The sequence below is a fragment of the Roseivivax sp. GX 12232 genome (assembly GCF_021272185.1).
Taxonomy (GTDB): Bacteria; Pseudomonadota; Alphaproteobacteria; order Rhodobacterales; family Rhodobacteraceae; genus Roseivivax.
On sequence record NZ_JAJSEC010000004.1, the window covers coordinates 1 to 25,056 of the forward strand.

Annotated in this window: 18 protein-coding genes and 1 pseudogene; 8 read left to right on the forward strand and 11 right to left on the reverse strand. The window is 63.5% G+C overall.

Going from position 1 to position 25,056, the window contains the following annotated elements; all coding sequences use genetic code 11:
• The 6 genes and pseudogenes from LR948_RS08485 to LR948_RS08510 all read right to left on the reverse strand — a co-directional run.
• A pseudogene (locus LR948_RS08485) lies at positions 1-344 on the reverse strand (recombinase family protein); the annotation flags it as partial.
• 263 nt (positions 345-607) lie between these two features.
• Positions 608-1,540, reverse strand: coding sequence for a recombinase family protein (locus tag LR948_RS08490; protein WP_232753573.1), 933 nt, complete (start codon positions 1,538-1,540; stop codon positions 608-610).
• Between the two features lie 10 nt (positions 1,541-1,550).
• Positions 1,551-1,946, reverse strand: coding sequence for a tyrosine-type recombinase/integrase (locus tag LR948_RS19005; RefSeq protein WP_370634926.1), 396 nt, complete (start codon positions 1,944-1,946; stop codon positions 1,551-1,553).
• A 325-nt stretch (positions 1,947-2,271) separates the two neighbouring features.
• Complete coding sequence (locus LR948_RS08500) at positions 2,272-2,655, reverse strand: hypothetical protein (RefSeq protein ID WP_232753575.1); 384 nt, start codon at positions 2,653-2,655, stop codon at positions 2,272-2,274.
• Complete coding sequence (locus LR948_RS08505) at positions 2,648-4,318, reverse strand: site-specific integrase (protein ID WP_232753576.1); 1,671 nt, start codon at positions 4,316-4,318, stop codon at positions 2,648-2,650. Before LR948_RS08505 ends, LR948_RS08500 begins: the two co-directional genes overlap by 8 nt.
• 156 nt (positions 4,319-4,474) lie before the next feature.
• Positions 4,475-4,687, reverse strand: coding sequence for a helix-turn-helix domain-containing protein (locus LR948_RS08510; RefSeq protein WP_232753577.1), 213 nt, complete (start codon positions 4,685-4,687; stop codon positions 4,475-4,477).
• A 1,071-nt stretch (positions 4,688-5,758) separates the two neighbouring features.
• Between LR948_RS08510 and LR948_RS08515 the strand changes: the two genes are divergently transcribed.
• From LR948_RS08515 to LR948_RS08525, 3 genes are all read left to right on the forward strand, one after another.
• Entirely contained in the window at positions 5,759-7,039 is a 1,281-nt protein-coding gene (locus LR948_RS08515) for an SIR2 family protein (protein WP_232753578.1), read from the forward strand.
• A gap of 165 nt (positions 7,040-7,204) precedes the next feature.
• The gene (locus tag LR948_RS08520; protein WP_232753579.1) at positions 7,205-8,950 is read left to right on the forward strand and encodes a hypothetical protein; all 1,746 of its coding nucleotides are present in this window, start codon (positions 7,205-7,207) and stop codon (positions 8,948-8,950) included.
• The gene (locus LR948_RS08525; protein WP_232753580.1) at positions 8,947-9,429 is read left to right on the forward strand and encodes a hypothetical protein; all 483 of its coding nucleotides are present in this window, start codon (positions 8,947-8,949) and stop codon (positions 9,427-9,429) included. The genes LR948_RS08520 and LR948_RS08525 overlap by 4 nt, the downstream gene beginning before the upstream one ends.
• Positions 9,430-9,612: 183 nt before the next feature.
• On the opposite strand, the gene LR948_RS08530 is transcribed toward LR948_RS08525, so the two are convergent.
• On the reverse strand, positions 9,613-11,559 hold the full coding sequence (locus LR948_RS08530; protein ID WP_232753581.1) for a hypothetical protein: 1,947 nt from the start codon (positions 11,557-11,559) through the stop codon (positions 9,613-9,615).
• Between the two features lie 765 nt (positions 11,560-12,324).
• On the opposite strand from LR948_RS08530, the gene LR948_RS08535 reads away from it, so the two are divergent.
• The 3 genes from LR948_RS08535 to LR948_RS08545 all read left to right on the forward strand — a co-directional run bounded on the left by LR948_RS08535 (position 12,325) and on the right by LR948_RS08545 (position 16,123).
• Positions 12,325-14,241 (forward strand): PhoX family phosphatase, encoded by a 1,917-nt coding sequence (locus LR948_RS08535; RefSeq protein WP_232753582.1) that lies wholly within the window; start codon positions 12,325-12,327, stop codon positions 14,239-14,241.
• 372 nt (positions 14,242-14,613) lie between these two features.
• Positions 14,614-15,360 carry a sulfite exporter TauE/SafE family protein gene (locus LR948_RS08540; protein WP_232753583.1) on the forward strand — a complete coding sequence of 249 codons (747 nt, stop codon included), beginning with the start codon at positions 14,614-14,616 and terminating at the stop codon, positions 15,358-15,360.
• 70 nt (positions 15,361-15,430) lie between these two features.
• Positions 15,431-16,123 carry a FadR/GntR family transcriptional regulator gene (locus LR948_RS08545; protein ID WP_232753584.1) on the forward strand — a complete coding sequence of 231 codons (693 nt, stop codon included), beginning with the start codon at positions 15,431-15,433 and terminating at the stop codon, positions 16,121-16,123.
• Positions 16,124-16,251: 128 nt separating this feature from the next.
• On the opposite strand, the gene LR948_RS08550 is transcribed toward LR948_RS08545, so the two are convergent.
• From LR948_RS08550 to LR948_RS08560, 3 genes are all read right to left on the reverse strand, one after another.
• Positions 16,252-17,217: a DMT family transporter gene (locus LR948_RS08550; RefSeq protein ID WP_232753585.1), complete on the reverse strand. Its 966-nt coding sequence runs from the start codon at positions 17,215-17,217 to the stop codon at positions 16,252-16,254.
• A gap of 835 nt (positions 17,218-18,052) precedes the next feature.
• Positions 18,053-20,410 carry a YbcC family protein gene (locus LR948_RS08555; protein ID WP_232753586.1) on the reverse strand — a complete coding sequence of 786 codons (2,358 nt, stop codon included), beginning with the start codon at positions 20,408-20,410 and terminating at the stop codon, positions 18,053-18,055.
• On the reverse strand, positions 20,407-21,966 hold the full coding sequence (locus tag LR948_RS08560) for a proton-conducting transporter membrane subunit (protein ID WP_232753587.1): 1,560 nt from the start codon (positions 21,964-21,966) through the stop codon (positions 20,407-20,409). Before LR948_RS08560 ends, LR948_RS08555 begins: the two co-directional genes overlap by 4 nt.
• Positions 21,967-22,063: 97 nt before the next feature.
• Between LR948_RS08560 and LR948_RS08565 the strand changes: the two genes are divergently transcribed.
• Complete coding sequence (locus LR948_RS08565; protein WP_232753588.1) at positions 22,064-22,993, forward strand: LysR family transcriptional regulator; 930 nt, start codon at positions 22,064-22,066, stop codon at positions 22,991-22,993.
• A gap of 82 nt (positions 22,994-23,075) precedes the next feature.
• Here the strand turns inward: LR948_RS08565 and LR948_RS08570 are convergent, their stop codons facing one another.
• Positions 23,076-23,312 (reverse strand): YdcH family protein, encoded by a 237-nt coding sequence (locus tag LR948_RS08570; protein WP_232753589.1) that lies wholly within the window; start codon positions 23,310-23,312, stop codon positions 23,076-23,078.
• 180 nt (positions 23,313-23,492) lie between these two features.
• Between LR948_RS08570 and LR948_RS08575 the strand changes: the two genes are divergently transcribed.
• The gene (locus LR948_RS08575; protein ID WP_232753590.1) at positions 23,493-24,425 is read left to right on the forward strand and encodes a hydrogen peroxide-inducible genes activator; all 933 of its coding nucleotides are present in this window, start codon (positions 23,493-23,495) and stop codon (positions 24,423-24,425) included.
• Positions 24,426-25,056: the final 631 nt, after the last annotated feature.

Here is a 25,056-nt window from a genome sequence, read left to right on the forward strand (position 1 = left end):
GGGGCGCCAAGCGCCAAAATCCCCGCGAGCTCGCCTACGAGTTCGACGCTCAGAGCGTCGTCGTCTGGGATCATTCGGATGTCCAAGAGCAAGCTGCGGATGATCGTCATGGCTTCCGCCTTAGTGGTCTCCGCGTTGAGCGTCTCGGTGAGCAGCGAGACTTCCTCACGATAGCGGTCGGGCAAGCCAGGGTGCAGCAAGACTGGGTTCTCGTCGAACGCATCTGCGATCATTGCTTCGAGTTCGTTTCTGCGGGCCTCGAGATTACCAAGCTTCGTCTTCATGCTCTCGTGGAACATGCCACCTGCGATTGCTTCCACCACGCGGTCGATCTGATCCGTCACCTTAGTGAGGTCGCACTCTGCCTATGCCCGGTCCCGTTCGCGTTGCTTGCTCAGGAGATTGAACTCTCCCTGATAGGCGCGGGTGAACTGAGCAACCAGCTCAGGTGCCATGAGTTGGTTCTTAAGCCCTCGAAGGCCGCGGCTTTCTAATCGATCCCTCCGGATGGTGAGCATGTTCTCGCAGGTGCCTTTGTTGCGTGCATTGGCGCCGCCGTAATGGCTTTTACCTATGAGGATGTAACCCCCGCCGCAGTTTGCGCAGGTCAGAAGCTCGGAAAAAAATGCTTGGCTCGCTTGGTCCGGTTGAAGCCGTCGCTGATCGCCACTTTGCGGGTCTCGGATTGGCGGGTTTTGACCGACGCCCAGAGATCGTCATCGAGAATTCTGATTTCTGGTACGTCTTCGATGACCCATCTCTCAGGCGGGTTCAGGCGAGCCTGACACTTGCCGATCATTGGGTCTTTGACGAAGCGCTGGCGGTTCCAGATGAGCTTTCCGACATAAAGCTCGTTGTTCAGAAGCCCGGTTCTGCGCTTTTGATTGCCGTGAATCGTTGATGCGCCCCATGTCCCGCGCGGACCGGGAATACCCTCTTCGTTCAGAGCGGAGGCGATGCTGCGTGGGCTGACGCCTTTGGCGTAGTCACGAAATATGCGGCGCACGACCTCCGCCTGACCCAGGTTGATGCGCCGCTCTCCGCGAGTCGTATTGCCGTCCTCTTCGAGGGATCGGACGACGTCGTAGCCATAGGTGATGCCACCCGCCGATTTGCCGCTTCGCACTCGGCCTTCCAGGCCCCGCCTTGTCTTCTGCGCGAGATCGCTCAAGAAGAGGCTGCTAATCGTGCCCTTCAGTCCGATATGCAGTTCGGAGACGAGGCCTTCCGAGACGGAAACCACGGACATCCCGTGGAACACCATCTGTTTGTAGAAGGCCGCAATGTGCTCTTGGTCTGGGCTGAACCTGTCTAGGCCCTCGGCCAAGACGATATCAAACTGGCTTGTCCGCGCATCCTGGAGAAGCTGCTGATACCCAGGGCGGAGCTGAGACGCACCGCTGGGCGCCGCGTCAGAATAAGTCTGAACCGTGATCAAGCCGTTTTGATCCGCCAGTCGCTGGCAGAGCCGAATTTGATCCTCAATGGAGGCGTCACTCTGAAGGTCGGTGGAATAGCGGGCATAGATTGCTGCGCGCATTTTGGGCCTCCTATCTGCTCGTCTCGTACCGTCTCCGGCGCGAATGCTTTTGATTGGCCCGCCCCATTTTAGGCATATCCTTGCGGATATCTTTCACTATCGATTGCAACCGGTTGCAACTGGCGATGCCGCTGGCGCGATTGTAGCGCTTCTCGGCCATGTCGAGCGTGGCATGCCCCAGAAGGTCGCGGATGATGTTGACGTGCTCTAGATCCGTCGCAGCAATTGAGGTGGCAGCGACATGTCGAAAGGCGTGTGGGCGAATCGGGACGCCGAGATGCCGCTCGGTGACTTTGGGCAGTTCACGCGAAAAGCTATCTGAGGTGAGAGGTTTGCCGTATTGGCTAATCCATAATCCCGATGAAGATTTGCCGCTGAGTAAAACACTTCGATGCGGCTGAGATATGCATCCATGGGGTCAACCAGCGCGTTGAGAAGCGGCATATCGCGGGCCTTTCGATCCTTGATATCCTCGGCTGAGAATTTGAGCCTAAAGCCGCTCGCGTGACGATCCAGATGCCCGTCTACATTCATGCTGAGCAAAGTGCGCCGCCGAACTGGGCGCGCTGTAAGAATGCCGATCATGAGAGCTTGGCGGAACCATATTGCGCGCTCCATGTCGCTAGGTGCTTGGTCCGCTTGGACATCGGCCATCCTCTGCAGGCTCCAGCGCCAGATCGTCTGGGCAGTCAAGGGAGGGGCTTCTTGCAGCTGCTCAAGATGCGAGCGGCTCAGTAGGCGACGCGTTCCACGGTCGAGCCAAGCCCAATCAGTCTCGGGGCGAAGCCTTGCGCCAAGACATAGAGGTCAAGTATCAAACCTGCTGAAGACCGGGTCTTCAGGCGCACCTCGCACTCTTCTAGGTAACGCTCCACACGCTCCTGGGTGATCCGTTCCGAGGGAAAAAGTTCTAACGCAGCAGGATCGGTCCTCGCGACAAATGACAGCCATTGCCCGTAGGATTGTCGTCGCTTTAGGCGGCTGCCTTCCGACCAACCTTGGAAAGGGCCTGTGTCGTCGAAGAGGCCGCCTTCTGCGAAGAATGCGGCCCAGGCGTGCTGATCGAGCTTTGGCCAGTCGGGGAACTTTAAGACAAGGGGGATTTGCTTAATCATCGGAACCCCCAATCTTGGAAAGCACCACCTGATCGTAATGATCGTGCGCCCATTGGTTAGAGAGGGAGGCGTAGAAATCCATCGTGGTCTGAAGGCGCTTGTGCTTGAGCAACCGGCGGACCAACTCGAAATTCTCAGGACGCTCTTTGAGATACAGGTAGGCCGCGAAATGCCGGAAGAGGTGCATGTGCATCACAAGACCGGTCTCGCGTTCGATCACTTCCTTAAGGTGAGCGGAGAAGTTGGAAGGCTTGCGCGGTCGGCCGTCGCTGCGCCGGGGAAAGAGCGCGGTGCTCTCGTGCTCTGTCAACATCGGACGAAACTGCACAATGTATCGATCCAAGAGTCGCGACATCTTCGCGTTCAGTTTTACTTCAACGGGTTCGCCGTTCTTTACCTCCGAACCCTCCACGCGAATTCCGTAACGCAACGCTGCGCCGTGGCCTTGCGGCCTCAGGTGACGGTCTAGGTCAAGCGATGAGACATTCTGCGCGCGCATCGGGCAGGAAAGGAGAACCCCGAGCGTTGCCGCATGCATCGCGGCCAAGGCACTCTCGCGACTTGTCGGATCCTCATTGGCTCGGTCCATTAAGACATGTGCCAGGGTGGCGACGCGGATTACGTTTTGCCAGTCCTCGAATTGCCCAAGGCGTTCCTTGTTTTTGGTGCTCATGCCACGCGGGTTCGTTGCGAGACGCTTCTTAATAGTGATGAATTGCTGCACCTCCGGCTCGGGCACCTTCAGGTGATGGCGTGCGATTGCAGTCAGCGTCGCGGCGATGTTCGCGAAACCAGGGGGAATTGCGTTGCTACCCCGCCGTCGTAGCATGGAGTTGAACGCACGCTTTGCCGTTTCCGGTGTCACCACGTCTTTGAGGCTCTGCATGTCTTCGATAGGCATGCTGTCGCTGACAAGAGCATCGAGATGCTGGCGAATATGAGCTTCAATATTGCGAATGCTTGTTGGGCGGAGCGGTTTGTCCGGACCCTCTTCGTCGAAAAGATCACTGTGTTCCAAGCGACTTATATAGGAAGCGATCTCGTCTTGCAGCGATTGTGGATAGTCTGAAAGACGGCGAGCCTTGAACCGCCTTTTTGCCCCCCAAGCTACTCGCGAGAAGGGTAACTTGTTAACCGCAATCAGATAGTTCCAAGTCTCAACAGAGACTTTGCATACATCGCGCGGCGAGCGCGCAAGAAGGCGTTCGTCAAGATACTTGAAGAACCGCTCAAATACCGCTTCATCCACGTTCTCTGGCGCAATCTGATGCGCACAGCAGAAATCTGCAAACCGAGCCAGACCCCAGCGCTGGTGATCGGACGGCGCGCTGTTCAGGAACGCGTTCCAAGCATCAGTGCGATCAATCGGTTCGTGCTCTGCCGGAATAACCCCTGCAGACTTCAGCGCGCTCGTCAGGTTGCTCTTGATGTTGGAGAGGGTCTTTGACGAGACGCCGCATTGGACAGCATGCAGCTTGGAGATCAGGGGGCGCAGCTGCGTCACGCCAGCCGGCAGATCGCCGGGACTCCGGTGCAGCATCTCTGAAATCCGCGGAATGGCCGATGTCTGGTCGCGGTGTTCATTGGGCCCAGTGCAAGCGTCTGCGTTTAGCAGGGCCAGTACATCAGCCAGTGTGTTCGGTTTGTTGGTATCGAGCGCCATGTCAGGCTCCTATGTGGAGGAAAGGGGAAACAGAGGGGGGCAAGCGTCCTTGGGGGTCCACGAGCGGACATTCGGGAAAGACAAGCCGTTGATTTGTAGCCATAGTTGGTGGCTTTATCGTCCCGAACCTCCTGAAAAGCGTTCAATGACAGAACCTTACAGGGCATGGTGTATCGCCCCATTGCCGCGGTCTGCTGCCAACTGCTTCAAGTCGCTGCGTGCGATGCGCCAGCCGCGACCGATCTGCGTAGCAGGCAGGTCTCTGTTCTTGATCCAGCGTCGAACGGTCTTCGGGGTCGTTCGAAACAACTCGGCGACCTCGTTCACCGTCAGAAAGGTCGCGTCGCTCGGGTATGGGAGGTCGATCATTCACGCCTCCCCAGCTTCGTCGTTGCAACGCGTTGCAACATCCGCGCGCGCTGCCTCGCGGGCGAGCAAGCGCACAAGCTGCTTCAATGAGGTCGAGCTGTCAGGAGAGTATGATCGCCCTTTGCTGGGCGAGGAAGAGCACGTCATGGAACAGTTCCTTGTTCGGAACCGCACTCGACAATGATCTCGAAAGTTCGGTCAGGAGCGCACCCAAGACATACAACCTCAGGCCTCGAAAGAGACCCAGATCATCGTCGCGGTGCTGCTGGCTCAGTGGCCTGCTGCTCCTAGCGGCCCAGCCAGTCAGGCTGGTGGTTGATAGTGGGATCTAGCGGTACACTGAGAGAGGCGACCTGCCAAGGGGCAGGGTGGACGTGGCGGACACATTGGTCTGAAAGCGTTAGCGAAAAACTATTGACAGGTCTTAATTATTCGAACCGGCGCTGGCGGCATGCAGGTGACCCTGGTCTCGATACTGTCGCTCGCATCGCGGCTTCAACAAACCGCCCGTTCGTGCTTCGCGCGGCAGTTCGGGACATGAATGATAGAAGGCGGACCTTTCTGCCTTGAGCTGCAAATGCCTAGTCGACGCCTCAACGGCGGCGGGCATTGTCAAGAAGGGTCGCAACGCGACGTTGCTATGTCATGCAAAAAAGGGCGGAGAGCGGCCATTCGCTGCGTGCTGCACGAGCGGCGGCGATGCGCAGGAAGCAGGCTTTGCAAAGTCAGGGACTCGCGGCTGCCGGACTGACGCGAACGGCCCTTTGCGGACAATAGCCATTGCCGAGTACGGCGCGGTGCGGCAGTTATGAGATCTGCCATTCGCGAAGTTTTTTTGTTCTGCGGAACGCCATAGACTGAGCAAGTTCCACTGTGCCAAAACTTCACAATGCCATTGCTGGCAGAGCTGGCTACGATCATTAAATCTCCAACATGCGATTTTTTTCTGACGGCCCTTCTATTCCCGATCTCCTCCTGGAGCGCTGCGACGCCGGTCGTGTTGTCTTCCTCTGTGGTGCCGGAGTGTCATTCAATTCGGGGATGCCAACATTTCTTGGGCTTACGGAGCACGTGATCGACTTCTTCGACCCACCGGAAAGCTCGGAGATCATGAAGGCATTCGCCCCCTGGCGAACCGATCCAACAGCAGCAAATGTTCCCCTAGACCAGATATTCAACCTTCTGCACCAGGAGTATGGTCGGGATGAGGTCAACGCACTGGTAACAGAGCGTTTGCTGCTCCCATCAACTGCGGCAACCATCGGTCGTGAACACAGCCTGTTGAAACGGATATCTTCGAACCAGAGTGGCGTTCCTCAGATCGTGACGACGAACTTCGATCACCTGTTCGAACTTAGCGACGAAGCGGGCAGCATCCCGGTCCATATTCCTCCGGCGTTCCCTGATCTGACTTTCGGATCACCAATTGATAGTATCACCTATCTACACGGGCGACTTGTTGCACCAGACGCGACCCAACACCCCTACGTGCTGAGCAGTGCAGATTTCGGCAGAGCCTATCTGTCCGAGGCATGGGCCACAAAGTTCATCAGCGGCCTGCTGGAACGATATACCGTCGTTCTTGTCGGGTATCAGGCCGAAGACCCGCCCGTGAAGTACCTCCTTCAAGGGCTCAACCATGATGGTCAGTTCGACCGAACGCGCCTCTATGCATTCGACCGAGGGGAGCCGGAGGAAATTGAAGCCAAGTGGCGAGATCGGGGCGTAACTGCCATCGCCTATCAAGATCATGGCCACCTATGGCAGACTATGGAAGCTTGGGCTGACCGGGCTGACGACCCACGTGCCTGGCGGAACCGGGTCGTCGCTTCTGCGGAACGTGACCCGAAGGAGATATCACCGCACGAGCGTGGGCAGGTCGCCCATGTCCTGCGTTCCGTTCCAGGAGCCAAGGCATTTGCCGACGCCGAACCATCACCACACCCGGAGTGGGTTTGCGTACTCGATGCATTCGTTCGCAATGCCAAGAAGTGCAGCGGATACGGGGAAGATGCCGAAGAGTTCGATCCCGTGCAGGCATATGGCCTCGATGATGATCTTGTTCCGATCAGTGATGAGGATTTCAGACGGGGAACCAGAAACGATAACCTGTTCGAATGGCGGAGTGGCGACGACAACCCGCCCGATTTTCACCGCCTCGGAGGGCGCCAAGTAGAAGGCCATGAGGCAATGCCAATCCGGTTGTGGCATCTCGTCCGCTGGATCGGAAAGTCACTCCAAGCGCCAGTGGTCGCCTGGTGGGCGGCTCGTCAACTTGGCCTGCATCCTCGCCTCATCGACCACATTGCTTGGCACCTCGACCAATCGAAGGAAGTTGACGGGAACTGCTGACAAATCTGGAACCTGATATTGGAACACCACCGGGATCCTCGGAACCGTCGGTGGAACGGGCGATGGTACGACCTGAAAAAGCGCATTGCCGAAGAGGGTTGGGTCCCCAGCGTTCTCCGTGACTTCCAACACGCAGCCCAACCATGCTTAAACATCAAGCGGCCCGTGGGCCTGCATGAGAACAAGCCGCCCACATCCGAGTGGGGTGAACTTCGGTTCGACGAGATCGCTCGGTTCGAGATCAAGTATCTTGAGCGACATAACGAGGACCTGGTGGTGCCGGATGAGGACCTGTACGCTGTCTTTCGCCTTTTGGACAACCATTTCACCACTGCGGCTGGGATGCTGTCTGACCTTGGTGTGTCCTACTTCACCACGCCTACATGCTACCCGGAACGGGAAACCGACGGCGGGGAGCAGTACCGTGATTCTTCTGAACCATTTCTTCTGTTCATCGAACTCTTTAACCGGATCGTGGCGCTCGACGCCAAACGGGCATTGGCTCATGCTATGCTTTGGGACGAAGGCAACGAGTATTTCTTTCGTAAGCTCAAGCTCTATGCGCTGTCGAAGCCTGACCTTTTCGATGCTAACGACGCCGCCGAGATCATCTCCACGTTCGATCAGACCGCGTTCTGGGACAACGAAGTGGTGCGCGAACTTCTCTTCGCCCTGGTAGATCGGTGGGATGAGTTCACGGATGACAGCAAGGAGGTCATAGCTGAACGTATCCTTGCTGGCCCTGACAAGATGGACCACCAGTCAGAGGACGATTACCCGGCATTCCGTGATCAGATTGCCGCCAGTTACGGCCGTTACCTTCAGTTAAATGGCTGCGATCTACCTGATGCTTCGGCTACGCGGTTGGCGGAAATCATCGCGGGGATTCAAAATTGGCATGATGGTTGGGCAACGTCGACGGTGATACTGTCGGGCGTGCATACGTCTTGGGTCGGAACGGACGAAACTCCAGACGCTGTTCTCGACCTTCCAGTCAACGAGGTCATTACAAAGGCAAAAGAAGACCTGAAGCGCGACTTCGGTAGTTTCACCGAGCGCCGACCCTTTACGGGCCTGGTAAGGGCAAATCCCCGCAAAGCCCTTTGCGCCCTAACCATTGCCGGGAAAACCGGTGACTTCCCACTGGCATTCTGGTCAGCAATAATCAACGAGTTGCCCTCAGACATCGCTCCCCGGCTCAGAAGGGTCTTCCTGCATCGCGTTGCTCGCCTTCCGCACCCAATCGTTGTTGAGCTCCGTCATACATTGGCTCGGTGGCTGGAACAGAACCTGGTCGACTTGCTTGAGTTCGACGACGATCTGGGCTGGACCGTTTTTGATCATGTGGTTGATGGCACCCTGAGTGGTGGAGCGGATGCCGCTGCAAGTGGTCGTGGCGAGGTCCGCATGGGTGGAGAGGTTATAGAACGATCCAGGCGCACATATGGCCATGCAATCGACGGCCCATTGGGAATGTGTGCGGAGGCATTGTTCCACGCTGTACCCGGAGAGAAGCAGGAAGCCGGTTCCTTAGTTCCTGACCACATTAAGGCCCGCTTGGAACGACTGTTCGCAGCACCAGGCGAAGGCTCCGATCATGCTGTGTCGACAGCGACAAGAAAGCTCAACTGGCTGATGTACATTGACCCGGATTGGACCCAAGAGCGCCTCATCCCCCTGTTAGCTTATGATCACCCGGCCTCGGAGCCAGCATGGAATGGCTTGCTTTACAGTGGGCGTGTGCCTCGGCTCCCGCTGGCCAAAGTCATTAAACCCCTGATGCTCGACCTTTTTCCATGGATCGAAGAATTCTCATGGGACCGTGACCTCTCAAGAGTGGCCGCTCAGTGGTTGGGTTTCATGCGGGTGTTTCATCCCGATGACCCGGCGGACTTACCAAGGCCGAGATGAAGTCCGCTCTCAGGGCAATGTCCGAAGAGTCCCGCAATCGGTTCACTTTCTGGTTGGGGCTTGTGGGACAGAAAAACGACGATGGTTGGATCAAATACGTGGTTCCCTTAGTCAACGAGGATTGGCCCAGAGAGCGCCAGTTTCGGACTTCTGGATCGGTTAAAGCTTGGATCAGGCTGCTTGACGACACAGGCGATGATTTCCCAGCAGTCTATGAAGCTGTTAAAAAGTTCTTGGTGCCAATCGAGACCGACGACTATTCATTTTATCGCTTCACCCGTAAGGTCAATGAAGGAGAACCAATCACTACTCGTTTCCCAATTGAAACACTCGATTTGATCCACCGAGTTACACCCAACGGGTTATCTCGCCTCCCGTATGAGCTACCGAAAATTCTTGCCCTGATTTCTGAAGTCGAACCGTCATTGACCTCCGATTATCGTTATCTGCGCCTGATCGATTTGCTGGAGCATTGTTGACGGCGACCTAATCTTTCATTTGAAAGCTCAGCTCGTAATTGAGCGCTTGGGATTATCCTTCCTCCAGCTAACCTGCGGCTTTATGCCACGCAACGAACGACTGCTTCCCTCCCCTCTCCGAATGTGAGCGAATGTCCATTATCTCGAAGGGGGCGCGCAACGGGTCACCGTTGCGCGGATAAACTAACTTGAAACACTCACCTCACCTTCCGCACTTTCGTCAAGCAACGGGTAGATATCTTCTGGAGTTAGCTCCCAGCCGAGCCCGTTAGTTGAACGAGCCTGCTCAGCCAACATCCGAACCTGATAACCCTGTTCGGCAGTTTTCAACTGTTCAATTGCTCTAGAAAGCGCCTCACTTTTCCTTTCATCGACGTGAATTAGAGAAGTAAGAAGCTGGTAGTTCATATTATCATCTGCATTTATACCATTTGAAATGCTCAAGAAGTCAATTACCCGAGCCGGATTATCCGCATATACGCGAGACAGGCCTTCGACCACATCTATGACCACCTTATCCCAAGTTGCCAGAATGTACCCGGCGTCATCGTGCTCCCTAATGTATGTGCAGACGCGAGCGTCATGCTCAATCAGAACTCGAGGGTCGTACCGTTTCTCATGCGCTATTTGTTTAAATATCTCAACCTCATAATCACCATCTCGCACAATTGATATTCCAAAGTCATTTAGCAATGACTCAATTCTGTTCTCGATTTTTTGTAGGCCGACTCCTTCCCTTATTCCAAAGTACGAAAGAAAATCAAACAGCGATAGTTGCCGCCCCTGCTCCCTCTCGATATCCGCTATATGAGTGTAGTGACTAAGGTAAGCGTTGCCAGATCCTGTCAAAGAGGAGCGAGCTACATCAGGCAGAGCTTCATGAACTGGTTGAAAAGCTTTCGCCTTTCCTCCATGAAATGCCATTTCGTTAAGATAGCTCTTCGGAACTGCGAGCTTAATCCCGTGAGATTTGCAGGCTTTAATTAGAGCCGCGGCGGCTGTTCCATATCTCGAACGCGCGTGCCCGAAAGATAAGCCGCACAAAATAGGCATTGCTACGCTTGCATCAAGCAAAACGGTTAGATCCGTCCTTCGCCCCAACGCCCGGTAAATATCGAACGTATTGGACTTGCATATGTGGTCTAGCGTTTCGCCATATTGCTTGAGCTTTGCGGTTTCGCATTTCGCAAGGCACTCATAAACCTTATTGCGGCGACGCGATAAGTCATGTTGAGAAATGAAATGCCTTAGCTCCTCCTCCCGAACGCCCGATGCATTGAGCTCCCCGTTACGCAACAGTATTTCAATTCCCAAGTTCAACAGTTCTTCTGCGGAATCCTCTTCCAGTCCCAGCTCAGATTTTATTGATCCAATATCAATTAATCTAGCCGACAGAAGGTTCTTTTCCGCGACGTCCATCTTCTCGCTTTCCGCCTCAGAAAGACTGATATCAGTTTTCTTCCCAACAATTTTGCCCGCGCCGCGCAGTCTGGAAATTGAAGATTCTACCAATCTATCAGCCACCGCCCAAGGGAGCGCCTTAGACGCTTCGGCCACCAACTGTTCCTCTGCGATCCTTCCTTCCTGTCGGATTATTGATTTGACGTTAACATCAATTATTTCCTTGCGAAGCTCTCTCGCCTCATTTGAGAAAAGAAGCATTGAGCTTAAAGCCACTTCTTTCGGGTCAGCGCTTATTTCTTTAGGAATCTCAAGATGAAGAATTTCATGCGTCTTAGACAGCGAGCCCGGCCGGGAAAGGGAAGTGGAAATTCTATTTAGGTCGTGAATACTAGCATCCACGTCGCCGGCGAATTTATATTCGGACGTTAGGAAATCTTGCTCTACAGATTGAGATATCGCTCTATTTGTAACGTAAACGATGTGCTTCAATCCCTGACTTTTCGCGCGGGCCGCCTCATCATTTACTTTATTTTTCCAATCCTTCCGGACACTTAGTTGAATGATTAAATCATTTCGATCGGATATTACATCTCTTCCGCCATCCCCGGGTCCGTCAACAACAGAAAGACCAGTATACCCTAGACCCTCTAAGTAAAGCGTTGCTATCTGGTAGAATGCCTTTTCCTCGAGCACTCCAATTGCTTTCCGTATGACTGGAAGATACATGCAAAATCCTCTATCCGGACCATGGTCGCAAGCTGGTGCGTGTCCAGTTTCGTGTGGTCAGTGGCACCTTTAGTCAATTGCGCCTGACACCTGTAAGCGCCATCTCTCGTGAGTACTATAGCATCTGACCGCTGTGATCCACTTGAAGCAGTTGCTCTGATGCCGACCTTCTTGTGGTTACGAGACAAAGGGTAAGGTCAATACGAGTGTTGCTTCCTGCGCTTCATTTCGAGGGTATCGCCGATGGTGGGCGTCCGTGTTTGGACCGTTGGCACCCAGAGAGTGGGACACTGTAGGAATCGCTCTCTGCGTATCGCTGCCGTTCGTTTGGGACTCCGCGAATGGCGGGAAGGTCCCGCAGAGCAGACGTTGGTGCATGGCGCAGCGAAGGTTCGCTTCGCTTGCCGTCCGTCGCTGTCCTCTGCGATGTGTGCGCTCTTGCAGTCTTGGATTTGGCCATACAGAGCGCCTACCTCAGATCGCTCAGACTAGGCAGCTCAAGCATGTTCGGTATTGTCGGTTGCGTGCTCCCGCAACCAGTCATTCAGACACGCCGCAGCCGGAAGGCTCGCGGCGTTTTCTGTCGTTGAGGCAAGGGGTTCGCCCTACCGACCCAAGGCCCATCGGCGGTCCTCCGCGCAGAGGCAAAATCCCCGCCCTTCTTCATAAAATTGTCTTCGCTCCCCTCTAGGCTGAGTCCCATCCGTCCCGGGCCCCCACCTCACGGGCCCCGGGGCGCTGCCAGCGAAACTCAGGGAGCCAGCCATGAAAGACATCGATCGCAACAAGCTGTCCGCCGACGATTGGGACGAACAGACCTTCCCGCGGCCCAAGGTGCAGGAGTTCGACCGGGTGGTCGACCGCGCGGTCTCGCGCCGGGGGTTCCTGGGCGGCGCGCTGGCCTTCGGCTCGGGCGCGGCGGTCATGGGCACCGCGTTCCTCAAGGGCACAAGTGCCATGGCCCAGCAGGCCACGCGCTTTGCCTTCGAGGGCATCCCAGCCCAGACCGACGGCACCGTGCATGTGCCCGAGGGCTACAGCTGGAAGGTCACCGCGCGCTGGGGCGACAAGCTCTTCTCGGATGCGCCGGAGTTTGACCCGGAGACGGGCGTGGCCTTCGAGGGCTCCGACCGGGTCTTCGGCGAGAACACCGACGGCATGGAGCTTTTCCACGTCGCGGGCCGCGAGATCCTCGTGGTGAACAGCGAATACACCAACAATGAGATCAACCTGCCGCAGACCGAGGACGGCACCCCGCAAAACGCCGAACAGGTGCAGCTTCTGCAGAACCTCCAGGGCGTCACCGTCATGGAGCTGGCCGAGGGCCCCGAGGGCTGGGCGATCGTGGTCGACAGCCCCTACAACCGCCGCATCCATCACCGCACGCCGATGCGCTTCGACGGGCCGGCGGCGGGCCATGACCTGTTGAAGACCGAGGCCGACCCCGAGGGGCTGACCAGCCTCGGCACGATGAACAACTGCGGCTCGGGCCGGACGCCCTGGGGCACCTATCTGACCTGCGAAGAAAACTTCAACGGCTACTTCGGCGCCACCGGCGAGATGCCGGAGGACGAGACCTTGGCGGCGGGTTACGCGCGCTACGGCATCGGCTCGGACGGCTGGGGCTACAACTACCACCTGCACGACCCGCGCTTCGACGTCTCCACCACACCAAACGAGCCGCATCGCGCGGGGTATATCGTCGAGATCGACCCGGCCAACCCCGAGGCGACACCCGTCAAGCACACCGCACTTGGCCGCTTCAAGCATGAGAACGCCGCCACGGCGCTCGCCCCCGATGGCCGCCTGGTGGTCTACATGGGCGACGACGAGCGCGGCGAGTTCATGTACAAATGGGTCTCGCGCGACATCTATGTGCCCGGCGGGGACACCTCGACGCTGCTCTCCGAAGGCCAGCTTTACGCCGCGGTCTTCGAGGACGACATGTCGGGCCGCTGGGCCGCGCTGACCCCCGAGGCGACCGGCATGGAGCCCGCCGAGATCGCCATCTTCACCCGCACCGCGGCCTCTGCCGTGGGCGCGACCACCATGGACCGGCCCGAGTGGATCGCGGTCAACCCGGTCGCCGTCGAGGGTTATTGCTGCCTGACCAACAACAGCCGCCGCGGCGCGCTGAACGACGACGGATCGGTGCGCACCAACGCCGGCGGCGACCCGATGAGCGTCAACGCGCCGAACCCGCGCGAGACCAACGAATACGGCCAGATCCTGCGCTGGCGCCCGGCGGGCGACGACCATGGGTCGGAAGAGTTCGAATGGGATCTCTACGTCATGGCGGGCAACCCCATGGTGCATGACGACGCCTATGCGGGCAGCGAGGCGATCAAGGAAGGCAACCTCTTCAACTCGCCCGACGGCATGCAGATCGACTCGACCGGAATGATCTGGATCCAGACCGACGGCGACGACAGCAACGAGGGCGATTTCGCCGGCATGGGCAACAACCAGATGCTCGCGGGCGACCCGGTGACCGGCGAGATCCGCCGCTTCCTGACCGGGCCGAACGGCTGCGAGGTCACGGGGCTGACCTGGTCGACCGACCGCCGCACGATGTTCGTGGGCATCCAGCACCCCGGGCGGCCCTTCCCGGACGGGCCCGACAGCCTGCCGCGCAGCTCGATCGTGGCGGTCAAGCGCGACGACGGGGCGCTGGTGGGCTGAGGCTCTTGGTGTCTTGAGTGGATAGGCGGTCCGGCCGGAGGGTCGGGCCGCGCGGGCGGCTCCGGGGAGATTCGGAGCCGCTTTTTTGTTGTTAAGTAGAGGGTTAGGGGCGCGAGAGCGGCCCTCTCCTTCGAGGGATAGACAGAGCTGCGGGGCTCCATCGGCGGGAGGCGCGCCGGGAGTTGGCTCGCACTCTGCCTCCTGAAACCGCGTGGATCGTGACCGCTCCGGCTCGCGCTTCCACAGCGCCGAGCCCCGACCAAGCCTTCCCCGCACCAAGCCCCCAACGCCTCCCACTTCCAGACCAATTTGTAGACCAATCCCACCCAAGGCATAGACCCCGGTGCAGTCCCGCGCAGGAGGTCGCCCGTCATGTCGCTTCTCGTTCTCACCCTCGCCGGGCTCCTCGCCGGGATCGTCAATGCGGTCGCCGGGGGCGGCACGCTCCTAACCTTCCCGGCGCTGGTCTGGCTCGGCGTGCCGCCGATCATGGCCAATGCCACCGCGACGCTGACCGCCCTGCCGGGCTATCTCGGCAGCGCCTGGGCCTATCGCCGGGACATCGCCGCCGAGGGCGCACTCTCGCTCCGGGCCATCGTGATCCTGGCCGCGTTTGGCGGGCTGCTCGGCGCGGGGCTCCTCCTGATCACGCCGGGCGAGGCTTTCACCGGTATCGTGCCCTGGCTTCTGCTGGTCGCGACGCTGGCCTTCGCGCTTGGCCCCCGGCTCATCGCCGCGCTGCAGGCGCGCGGGCGCGGCGCGGCGGGCCTGGGGATCTCGACCTTCGGGGTGATCGCGGTCGCGGGCTACGGCGGCTATTTCAACGGCGGCCTCGGGATCATGCTGCTGGCGCTTTTCGGGCTCATCGGCTTTCGCGACCTGCATGGGATGAACGGGCTGAAGAACCTCTTGTCGGCGGTGCTCTCCTCGGTTTCGGTCGTGGCCTATGCCAGCGCGGGGCTGATCGCCTGGGACCAGGCGCTGGTCCTGGCGCTGGCCACGACGCTCGGCGGCTACATCGGGGCGCGGCAGGCGCGGCGGATCACCAACACCGGGCCGCTGCGCGCAGGCATCGTCGCGGTGGGCGCGGTGCTGACGCTGGTCTTCTTCCTGGTCTGAGGGGCTGGCCCTTGCCAGCGCGCGCCGCGCGGGGCTGAATTGGCGCGAGAGGACAGGAGCGGCAGGCCCCATGCGGATCGGAACGGATAGTGCGCTGGCTCAGCTGCGCGCCCTGATCGAGGTCGAGGCCCCGGCGCCGGGCGACCGGCTGCCGACCGAGCGGGTTTTGGCGGCGCGCATCGGTTGCAGCCGCGCGACCCTGCGCGGCGCGCTGGCCCGGCTCGAGGCCGAGGGCGAGCTTTGGCGCCGCGTCGGCCAGGGCACCTTCCGGGGCCGCGCGCCCATCGGCACGCCCCTGCGCGATCACCTGCTGCTCGAGGCGACGACGCCGGAAGAGCTCATGGATGCCCGGCTGCTGCTGGAGCCGCAGGTGGCCGCGGCGGCGGCGCTGCGCCGCGAGCCGGGGGATCTCGCGCATCTCCACGCTCGGGTGGCGGAGGGCCGAGCCGCGCGGGACCGGGCCGCCTCGGAGCGCGCCGACGATGCCTTCCACCAGGCCCTGGCGCAGGTCGCGCGCAACCCGGTGCTGATCGCGCTTCTGCGGCATTTCTCCGGCGCGCGTTGCCGGGCGGTCTGGCAGCGCGAATGGGACCGCACCTACCGCCGGGTCGGCGTGGCGGAGTTCCGCGGGCTGCACTCCGACCAGCATGCCGCGGTCGTCGAGGCGGTGGCGCAGGGCGATGCAGGCGCCGCGCAGGAGGCCATGGCGCGCCACCTCGAGACGGTGCGGGTTGCGATGGCGGGTGGCGCGGCCGAAGGGTAGGCAGGGGCGGTTATTCTTTGCTGCCGCTGCCTCGTGACCCAGAGGTAAGCGTCGGGTTTCCAATCCCGCGATGTCTGCGGCCTGCCCCGCGGCGCGCCCTGCCGGTGCCGCGCCCCGTCGCCCCACCCTCAGCGCGAGCGGATGCGCCGGCTGCGGCGGCGGCCGGGGGTGAGCCTCGGTCGGATCGCCGGCTGCCGCTCGCGCCAGAAGACGTAAAGCCCCGAGCCCAGGATCACCGCGATGCCCAGCCAGGTCCAGCCGTCGGGAAAATCGCCGAAGACCAGGTAGCCTGCCGCCGTGGCGCCGATGATCTCGAGGTATTGGAAGGGCGCCAGCGTGCCCGCCTCGGCGCGGCGGAAGGCCTCGGCGATGAGCACGAAGCTCGCCGCCGCAAAGGCGCCCGCGCCAAGGACCGCCGCCCAGCCCTGGGGCCCGAGCCCCATGATCCCGGGGGTGAGCGGCCCGAGCGCCCAGAGCCCCGGCACCAGCAGCCCCATGCCGAGGCAGGCATAGACCGTCGCGCCGCATTGCACCGTCAGCGCCGAGCGCGTCTCGGAGGCGCGGCGCAGGACAATCATGTTCAGCGCATAGGCCGTGGCGGCGATCAGCGGCAGCGCCGCCGCCCAGCCGAAACCGCCGCCCGGGCGGATCACGATCAGCGCGCCCATGAGGCCGATGCCCACCGCCGCGAGCCTTCGCGGGCCGACCTTTTCGCCCAGGAGCGGGCCGACCAGCGCGGTCAAGATCAGGGGCTCGACGAAGAAGATCGCGATGGCGGTGGCGATGGGCATGACCGAGAAGGCCCAGATCAGGCTGCCGAGCGTCACGCAGACCAGCCCGCCCGAAAGCGCCACCACCGGCGAGAACATGGCGCCCCTGAGCCGCGCCCGCAGGATCAGCGCGGTCGGCAGCAGGAAGAGCGCCTGCGCCAGGAGCCGCGCGAGGGTGACCTCGAGTGGGTGCAGGCTTGTGGTCAGGAGCTTGGCGAAAGTGTCGCCGATCGGCAGGAGCGCCATGGCCAGCGCCATCAGCGCCATGCCCCGGGTCGTGTCGGAGAGCCCCGGCCGGGCCGGGGCCTGGGTCGCATCGGTCATCTGGACCTCATCACGTCGGGCCCGCCGGGGGGCGGGCGACGTCCGGGCGTGCAGGACGGGAAAGGTTCGGGAAAGGCCCTGGCCCCGCGACGCCATCGCGGGGGGCGGCCCTTGGGTGGCCTCTTAGGGAGGCGGAGGGGCCGGGGTCAAGGGGGGCTTGGAGGTGAGGGAGTTGGCGGGTTGAGTGTAGCTGAGTGGGGTGTGGGTTTTGGTGGGTGGCTTGTCAGAGGTTGCCGGTTGAGCTGCACAGGTCTGCGTCTGCGTCTGCGTCTGCGTCTGCGTCTGCGTCTGCGTCTGCGTCTGCGTCTGCGTCTGCGTCTGCGCCTGCGCTTGTGCTGTGGAGGCGGATGCTTGCACCGAGGAAAAGGTTCTTGGGGTGAGGGAGGTGGCTCTCGGGCGAAGTGCCCGACGCGCAGCCTCAGTCTCCCGCGCAACCTGCGCCCGAATAGCACCGAAGGTGCCGGGCGCGCGCCGGACCGGCCCGATGGGCCGGCGCTCCTTGGGGTGGCGTGCCTAGCTCACCGCTAGCCCTGACCTTGTTGGGATTAAGCGCGCAGCTCAAATCTCAGAAGCGCCGGCCCCCGGTCCGGCGCGCGCCCTCTCTGTGAGCGGGCGGCGCAGCTCGGCGGACAGGTGCAACGGTCCCTTGGGAAGTTCTCCGTCACAGCGGTCGGTAGGTCGCCGGATACGGAAATGCCCCGCCCGGTCTCCCGGGCGAGGCGGATCGCTTATGCACATCTCGAGCGGCCTTCAAGGCGTCGCGTCCGGCGAGCCGTCACGCTGGGGCGAGGTCACTCTGCCCGACCCTGCGGACGAGGCGCCTCACTCCCCCCCCTCACGCCGCCTGCCGCTCAGCCTCCGGCGCACCATCCAGCGCGGTCCAGCCGCCGTCCGGGTCGCGCCGGGACAGCCGGCCCTGACCGTCCATCGCGATCAGCGACAGCCAGCCGTTGTCGAAGAGCGCCCGCACCTGCGGCTGCCGCTCGAGCACCGCGGTCAGCGCCGATTGCGGCGCCTCGACCACCACCTGCAGCCGGCTCGGGCCGTGCCGCAGCTGGCTGCCGTCGTGCAGCGACTGCCGCGGCAGCCCGGCGCGCAGCGCCCCGCCGTTGCCCTCGAGCACGCCGATCCCGCCGACCACGTTGTGCAGGAGCTTGTTGCCCGCGCCGAAGGTCTCGGGCGCGACGCTCGAGCCGTGGTATTGCAGCGCGATCCAGCTCGCGACCACCACCGGCGCGCTCAGGATCAGCTCGAGCACCTGGGCCTCGGGGTCCTGGCTTGCGTCGTAGTCGTGCAGGAAGACCTGCCCGCCGAGGTCCCGGCCCGCGGTCCGCGCGCGGGGTGCGGCGACGAAGGCCCGGCAGCCCGCGAGCCCCCATTCGGGGCGCAGCTCGGACCAGTCCTTCCCACGCGCGGCCAGCCGGTCCTCGGCGCCCCGCGGCAGGCTGAGCGCGCGCTCGGTCCGGGCCTGGGTGCCGGCCTTGGCGAGCGCCTTGCGCAGCCGCGCGGCATCCTCGGCATGGCTTGCGGGCAGGGCGTCGTCGAAGAGCGTCACCTGGTCCGACACGGTGTCATGCAGGCCCGCGAGGAACCAGGTGTCCTCGGGGATCGCGATGCCGGTCTCGGCGAGGCCCGCGCGGACCTCGGGCTCGTTCAAAAGCCCCGCCAGGAGCGCCGCGTTCACGTCGCCCGCATGGCCGCCGCAGGCGCCGCATTGCAGGGCGCTGGCGTGCGGCGCATTGGTCACCGTCGCGCCGTGGCCGCAGATCAGCACCAGCCGGGCGAAATCGCGGGTCAGCGACATGGCGCCCAGGATCTGTGCGGCGCTGGCGATGCGGTCGGCGAGCGGCAGGTCGAGGACCGGCGCGGGCGCCTTGGCACTGCCTCCGGTCTGGCCCAGCCCGTCGCGGATCAGCTTGCCCACATACAGCGGGCCCGCCGCCTCGACGAAGGCGAAGGCCGAGACCGCGGCGCGCTTGAACCGGCCCCAGGCGCGGATCGCGCGCAGGTGGATGCGGTCGCCCAGGTCCTCGCCCGCCGTGGCGCTGGTGACGCCGGGGTTGAGCAGGATCGGCGCCCGCGCTTCGGAAAGGTCCGAGGCATGGCCCGCGTGTTTCACCGCCAGCCCGAAGAAGCCCGCGAAGCCCTTGGTCCGCAGCCCGGGGTCCGCGGCCTCGAGCGCCCGGCGCAGCACCTCGGAGCGGACGTCGATGCAGAAGGCGGCCTGCAGCGCCGGCCGGCCCTCGGGGGGCTCGGGCGCAGGCTCGGCCAGCTCGGTGACCAGCCGCCGCTCGGCGGCGAGGTCATAGGCCACCTGCAGCGCGGCGTCGCGGCTGAGCTCGGCGTCGGGGACGAGCGGCGCGGCGAACCGCGCCCGCGCCTCGGCCCAGGCCTCGGCGGTGACCGCGCCCCCGGCTTCAAGCAGGGCGACCTCCCAGGTCAGCCGCAGGGTCAGCATCTCGAAGAGCGTGTCGTCCCGCCCGCCGTCGCGCTCGGCGGTCCAGCTGAGGTGCCGCGCCATCTGGCCCCAGCCCGAGAGCGTCACCAGGAGCCGGTGGAAGTAACCCGGCGCCGCCTCGGGCGCGAGGTCGAGCGCCGCGCAGGCCTCGGCGAAGGCGGCGCGCGCGTGGCTCGGGCTTTCCGCGATGCGCGCGGCATAACCCGGCAGGCCGGCGAGCGCCGGCGTCAGGTCGCGGGCGGCGAAGGCCCGCCAGGAGGGCCAGGCCGATTGCCCGGGCGCGGGCCAGAAGGCCTGCCCCCGGTCGAACTGCGCCGCGGCCCAGAGGCCGATCCGCTCCTCGATGAGCTCGGGCCAGTCGACGCCGGTCTGCCGGGCCGCGATGTCGGCGAGGCAGGGCACCGGGGCGGGCGCGGGACGCGGGGTCTCGGCGGCCTTGGCCAGGGCCTCGGGGCTCTCGCCATGCTCCGCCGCCGCGGCGGCAAGGTCTGCCTTTGTGATCTCGCCCGAGGCGATCCGGGAGGCGATCTCGGTGCGCGGGGTGAAGAGCGCCCCGCCGCCGACCCGTTCCATGCGGGCCGCCGCGGTCAGCCGATCCTCGCCGGTCTGTCCGAGCCAGGGGTTCACCGCCACGGTGGCCTCCAGCGGGAAGGCGGGCGGCAGCTGCCGCATGGCCTCTTCGGCGGCGGCGAAAAGCTCGAGGTCCGGGCCGGGCCAGGTCATATGCAGGGTCATTGGGTCGCTCCCGTCTTGGAGGTCCAGCGGCCCGACATCCGGTCGGACAGCGCGTTGAGGTAAAGGCCGTTCATCAGGTGCACCCGCATGCCTGCCGCTGCCGGATGGCCGGCCCAGAGCGGGAAGGTGGTCTGGGCCACCGCGGCGACGCAGAAGCTGGCCACGGCGAGGGTGATGGTCGCCCAGATCAGCCCGTCGGGCGGCGGCGGCGCGGGCAGGGTGGCCGCCGAAAGAAGCGTCGCCCCTTCCTGCAGCGCGAAGTAGCCGAGGGTGGCCGCAACCGACATCGCCACGGTCCGCCAGGTCAGCGCCCGGGGCGCGAGGTCGGCCAGCCCCTGGGCGATCAGGTAGACCACGCCGAAGATCAGGATCGCGCCCAGGGCCACCACCTGCGGCGGCTTGCCGGTGATCCCGAAAAGAAGGCCCACGGCCAGGTAGAGTGCCAGCGCCAGGCCGAAGGCCCGCGCCACGGCGGCCAGGCCGGGCACCGCGACCGGGCCGGGCCGGCGGGTCGCGGTGACCTCGCCCACGGCCCCGCCCGAGGCGAGGAAGGCATGCGCCTTGTAGAGCGAATGCGCGACGATATGCAGAAGCGCCAGCGGGAAAAGCGCCAACCCGCATTGCAGCACCATGAAGCCCATCTGCGCCGAGGTGGACCAAGCCAGCGCCGTCTTCACCGCCGGCTGGGTCAGCGCCACGGCGGCCCCGACCAGCGCGCTGAAGCCGCCGATCAGCGCAAGCACCGCGAGCACCCCGGGATTGGCCAGCAGCACGTCGGCGAAGCGGATGAGCAGGAAGCCCCCGGCGTTGACCACGCCCGCGTGCAGCAGCGCCGAGACCGGGGTCGGGGCCTCCATGACCTCGGTCAGCCAGCCGTGCACCGGCAGGAGCGCGGATTTGAACACCGCCGCCACGGCGAGGAACAGCGCGGCCAGCCAGATCGGCCCGCTGCCCGTTCCGGCGCGCGCCTGGGCGTTGATCTCGGCGATGTCGCCGGTGCCGTAGCCGGCGATCAGGATCGCGCCCGCGCCCAGAAGCGCGGCGCTGGCGATCAGCCCGCTCATGGCCTTCTTGCGCGCGGCGCGCCGGGCCCGGGGCCTCTCGGGGTAGAACAGGAGAAGCCTGTGCAGCGTCACGCCGACCGCGACCCAGCCCAGCACCAGCTGCAAGAGGTTCCCGGCGCTGACCAGCAGCAGCACGCAGGCGATGGTCGCCGCCATCCAGCCCATGAAGGCCGGCTGCCGCGCCTCGCCATCAAGCGCCACCCGCGAGAAGCGCAGGACGCTCCAGCCGACGAAGGCGACGGTCAGCGACATGGCGATGCTGACGATATCGGTGCGCACCGAGAAGCCGACCGAGGCCAGGCCCAAAAGCGGGCTTGTGGTCGGCCCGTTGAGCGAGAGGTTGAGTGCCGCCAGCGCGGCGAGCGCCAGCGCGATGAGCGCCGCGATCTCGGGCAGGCGCAGGCGCCAGTCGCCACGCGCGGGCGGCGAGAGCGCGATGGCACCGGCGGCCAGGGCGGGGCTCAGGGCGGAAAACAGCAGTAACAGACTCATCGGGGCCTCCCGTGGTGGATCTGGCTGTCACCTAGCGGGGGCGCTTCCCCTAGAAAAATACATTGTTTGGAAGAAAACGTTCTATAAAATAGAACTCATGCGGCTGAACTACCATCACCTGCGCTATTTCCAGGAGGTCGCCCTCGAGGGCAATCTGACCCGCGCGGCGGAGCGGCTGAACCTCTCGCAATCGGCGCTTTCGACCCAGATCCGGCAGCTGGAAGAGCGGCTGGGCCATGACCTTTTCGACCGGTCGGGACGGCGCATGAGCCTGACCGAGGCCGGGCGCATCGCGCTGGATCATGCGGAGCGGATCTTCGGCGTGGGCGAGGATCTGATCGCCACGCTGGCGCGCAGCGGCGGGCCGGTGGCGCCGCTGCGGGTGGGCGCGCTTTCGACCCTGTCGCGGAACTTCCAGCTGCGGTTCCTGCGGCCGGTGCTGGGGCCGGGCGACACCGGCGGGGCGGGCATCGTGCTGAGCTCGGGCAACACCCAGACGCTGCTGCGCGCGCTCGAGGACCTGGCGCTCGACCTCGTGCTGCTGACCAGCCCGCCGCCGCGCGAGAGCTTTCCCGATCTGGTCTCGCACCGCATCGCCGATCAGCCGGTGGCGATCCACGGCGCACCGGCGCGGCTGCGGCACGGCTCGCTGGCCGAGCTTCTGACCGAGGAGCCGATGATCCTGCCCACCGAAAGCTCGATCCGCACCGGCTTCGACAGCCTGGTGGCGCGGCTGGGGATCACCCCGAAGATCGCCGCGGTGGTCGACGACATGGCCATGGTCCGGCTTCTGGCGCGCGACGACCTGGGGCTGGCGATCACGCCGGCGGTGGTCGTGGCCGACGAGCTGGAACAGGGGGTGCTGGCGCGGGCGCCCTTCGCGCTCGACATCGTCGAGAGCTTCTACGCCGTGGTCGCCCCGCGCAGCTTCCCGCATCCGATGCTGGAGCGGCTCATTCCCGGGGGCGAGACCGCGGACTTGGCGGCGGACCGTGCGGCGGACCACTCAGGGGGCCCGAACAAATAGGCGACCTGCACACCGGGGAGCGGTGGTGCAGGCCGCCTGGCCCCGACGCGCGCCGCATCGTGCCGGGGTATCTCTCCGGCCCTCAGGCGGGCCGGGCGACGCTTGTGGCGCGATGCAGGGTCGCCATCACGCCATCGAGCAGCGACAGCTCGTCCTTCAGCCGCAGTTTCGCGCGCTTCATCCGGCCCAACCGCAGCGTGCAGGGCAGCGGGCGGGCCATCTCGGCGTCGATCTCGGCATCGAGGCGGCGCTTGCGCTCGGTCAGGGCGAAGGCGCGCGCATCGAGCGAGCGGGGTCGGGTGAGGGGGCGGGCGGTCATCGGGTCCTCCGTGTTGACGTCTCTTTGGTCGCGGGGCCGGGGCGATGCCGGGGCAGGGCGGTCGGGGATCCGGCGGCCACAGGGATGAATTGGGGGTCGGCGCGGCCTGTAAGAAGATAATGGAAATTGAAAGTTTGATAGTTTTTTCCTATCTACTTTCGATCCCTGCGTGAGATGCCCATGCCCCGCCCCCCGAGCCTGCGCCAGCTGCGCTACCTTCTGGCGCTTTCCGAGACCGGCCATTTCGGCCGCGCGGCCGAGCGCATGGGCATCGCCCAGCCCTCGCTCAGCGTGCAGATCGCCAACCTCGAGGAGGCGCTGCAGTTGAAGCTTTACGAGCGCGGGCGCGGGCCCTTCCGGCTGACCCCCGAGGGCCGCGAGATCACGCTGCGCGCCCGCGAGGTGGTGGCCGAGATGCAGGGTATCCTCGATCTCTCGGACAGCCTGCGCTCGGGGCAGTCGGGCACGCTGCGGCTCGGCACCACGCCGACGCTTGGGCCCTATCTCCTGCCGCATGTGGTCGGCGCGCTGCACGAGGCCTATCCGGAGCTGAAGCTCTATATCCGCGAGGCCGCGCCGCGCGACCTGGAGGTCGAGCTCGACCACGGGCGGCACGACGTGATCCTGACCCAGCTGCCGGTGAGCGGCGAGAGCTTCGTCACCGAACGGCTGTTCCGCGAGCCCCTGGCGCTGGCGCTGCCCGCCGATCATCCGCTCGCCGCGAAGGAGGAGCTGGGCGAGGCGGACCTTTCCGGGCTGGTGATCCTGGGGCTAGGCCCGGCCTATGTGCTGCACGGCCAGATCAGCGCGCTTTGCCGCGAGCTCGGGGCCGAGCTCCGGGCGGATTACGAGGGCACCAGCCTCGACGCGCTGCGGCAGATGGTGGCCATGGGCATGGGTGCGAGTTTCCTGCCGATGCTCTACGTCCGCTCCGAGGTCGAGGGCCGCGACAGCTCCATCGCCGTGCGCCGCTTCCGCCGAGGGCGGCTCGACCGGTCGGTCGGCCTGGTGCGGCGGCGGACCTCCGGCAAGACTGCGGGAATCGCGCATATCTCTGACGCGCTGCGGCAGGCGACCAAGGCGCGGTTCGCGGATATTTTGACGTTGGAGTGAGGGGGGCAAGGGCGACCCGCCTCTCGCTGTCTTTTGGCCGCATCTCAGCCCTACGAACCGCTCGAGATCCGATCTGCGCGAGGTGTGTGGGCGGCGAACGTGCTTTCGACGGGCCGTGTTTTAGCCGCCTGAGACAGCCTTGTGGCAACCAGCCATCCTGTCTCCCTTCACCCCAGAGCCACCGCCAACCCCCACGCCCAACCTGCGCCCGAATAGCATCGAAGATGCCGGGCGCGCGCCGGACCGGCCCGATGGGCCGGCGCTCCTTGGAGTGGCGTGCTTAGATCACCCCTAGTCCTGACCTTGCTGGGATAAAGCGCGCAGCTCAGAGGTCAGCAGCGCCGGCCCCCGGTCCGGCGCGCGCCCTCTGATGTGCGGGGTGATGGCGGAGTGGGGCGGTGTTCTGGGATGGGTGGCGGGGCGCTTTACGGACGCAGGTTATCCGTGGGGCGTGTCCGGTGGGCGGAACCTTGCTACCTGGAAGGCCTAGGCCCGGCGGGCAAGTCGACCTTTCGCGCGAGCTAGAACGCAGCGGGCGAGCACGCGCCGACGTTGGAGGAGGTTGCGAGGCTGCCGCTGTTATCAGCCCGGTTCGGCAATCATGACCGCCGCGCGCCGCACGGCGCCACAG

Excerpts from the sequence above, each read along its gene's own strand:
- LR948_RS08550 (WP_232753585.1), bottom strand. The coding sequence starts at position 17,217 with ATGACCGATGCGACCCAGGCCCCGGCCCGGCCGGGGCTCTCCGACACG.
- LR948_RS08535 (WP_232753582.1), top strand. The coding sequence starts at position 12,325 with ATGAAAGACATCGATCGCAACAAGCTGTCCGCCGACGATTGGGACGAA.
- LR948_RS08545 (WP_232753584.1), top strand. The coding sequence starts at position 15,431 with ATGCGGATCGGAACGGATAGTGCGCTGGCTCAGCTGCGCGCCCTGATC.
- LR948_RS08490 (WP_232753573.1), bottom strand. The coding sequence starts at position 1,540 with ATGCGCGCAGCAATCTATGCCCGCTATTCCACCGACCTTCAGAGTGAC.
- LR948_RS08565 (WP_232753588.1), top strand. The coding sequence starts at position 22,064 with ATGCGGCTGAACTACCATCACCTGCGCTATTTCCAGGAGGTCGCCCTC.
- LR948_RS08510 (WP_232753577.1), bottom strand. The coding sequence starts at position 4,687 with ATGATCGACCTCCCATACCCGAGCGACGCGACCTTTCTGACGGTGAAC.
- LR948_RS08505 (WP_232753576.1), bottom strand. The coding sequence starts at position 4,318 with ATGGCGCTCGATACCAACAAACCGAACACACTGGCTGATGTACTGGCC.
- LR948_RS08540 (WP_232753583.1), top strand. The coding sequence starts at position 14,614 with ATGTCGCTTCTCGTTCTCACCCTCGCCGGGCTCCTCGCCGGGATCGTC.
- LR948_RS08570 (WP_232753589.1), bottom strand. The coding sequence starts at position 23,312 with ATGACCGCCCGCCCCCTCACCCGACCCCGCTCGCTCGATGCGCGCGCC.
- LR948_RS08575 (WP_232753590.1), top strand. The coding sequence starts at position 23,493 with ATGCCCCGCCCCCCGAGCCTGCGCCAGCTGCGCTACCTTCTGGCGCTT.
- LR948_RS08530 (WP_232753581.1), bottom strand. The coding sequence starts at position 11,559 with ATGTATCTTCCAGTCATACGGAAAGCAATTGGAGTGCTCGAGGAAAAG.
- LR948_RS08560 (WP_232753587.1), bottom strand. The coding sequence starts at position 21,966 with ATGAGTCTGTTACTGCTGTTTTCCGCCCTGAGCCCCGCCCTGGCCGCC.
- LR948_RS08555 (WP_232753586.1), bottom strand. The coding sequence starts at position 20,410 with ATGACCCTGCATATGACCTGGCCCGGCCCGGACCTCGAGCTTTTCGCC.
- LR948_RS08525 (WP_232753580.1), top strand. The coding sequence starts at position 8,947 with ATGAAGTCCGCTCTCAGGGCAATGTCCGAAGAGTCCCGCAATCGGTTC.
- LR948_RS08500 (WP_232753575.1), bottom strand. The coding sequence starts at position 2,655 with ATGATTAAGCAAATCCCCCTTGTCTTAAAGTTCCCCGACTGGCCAAAG.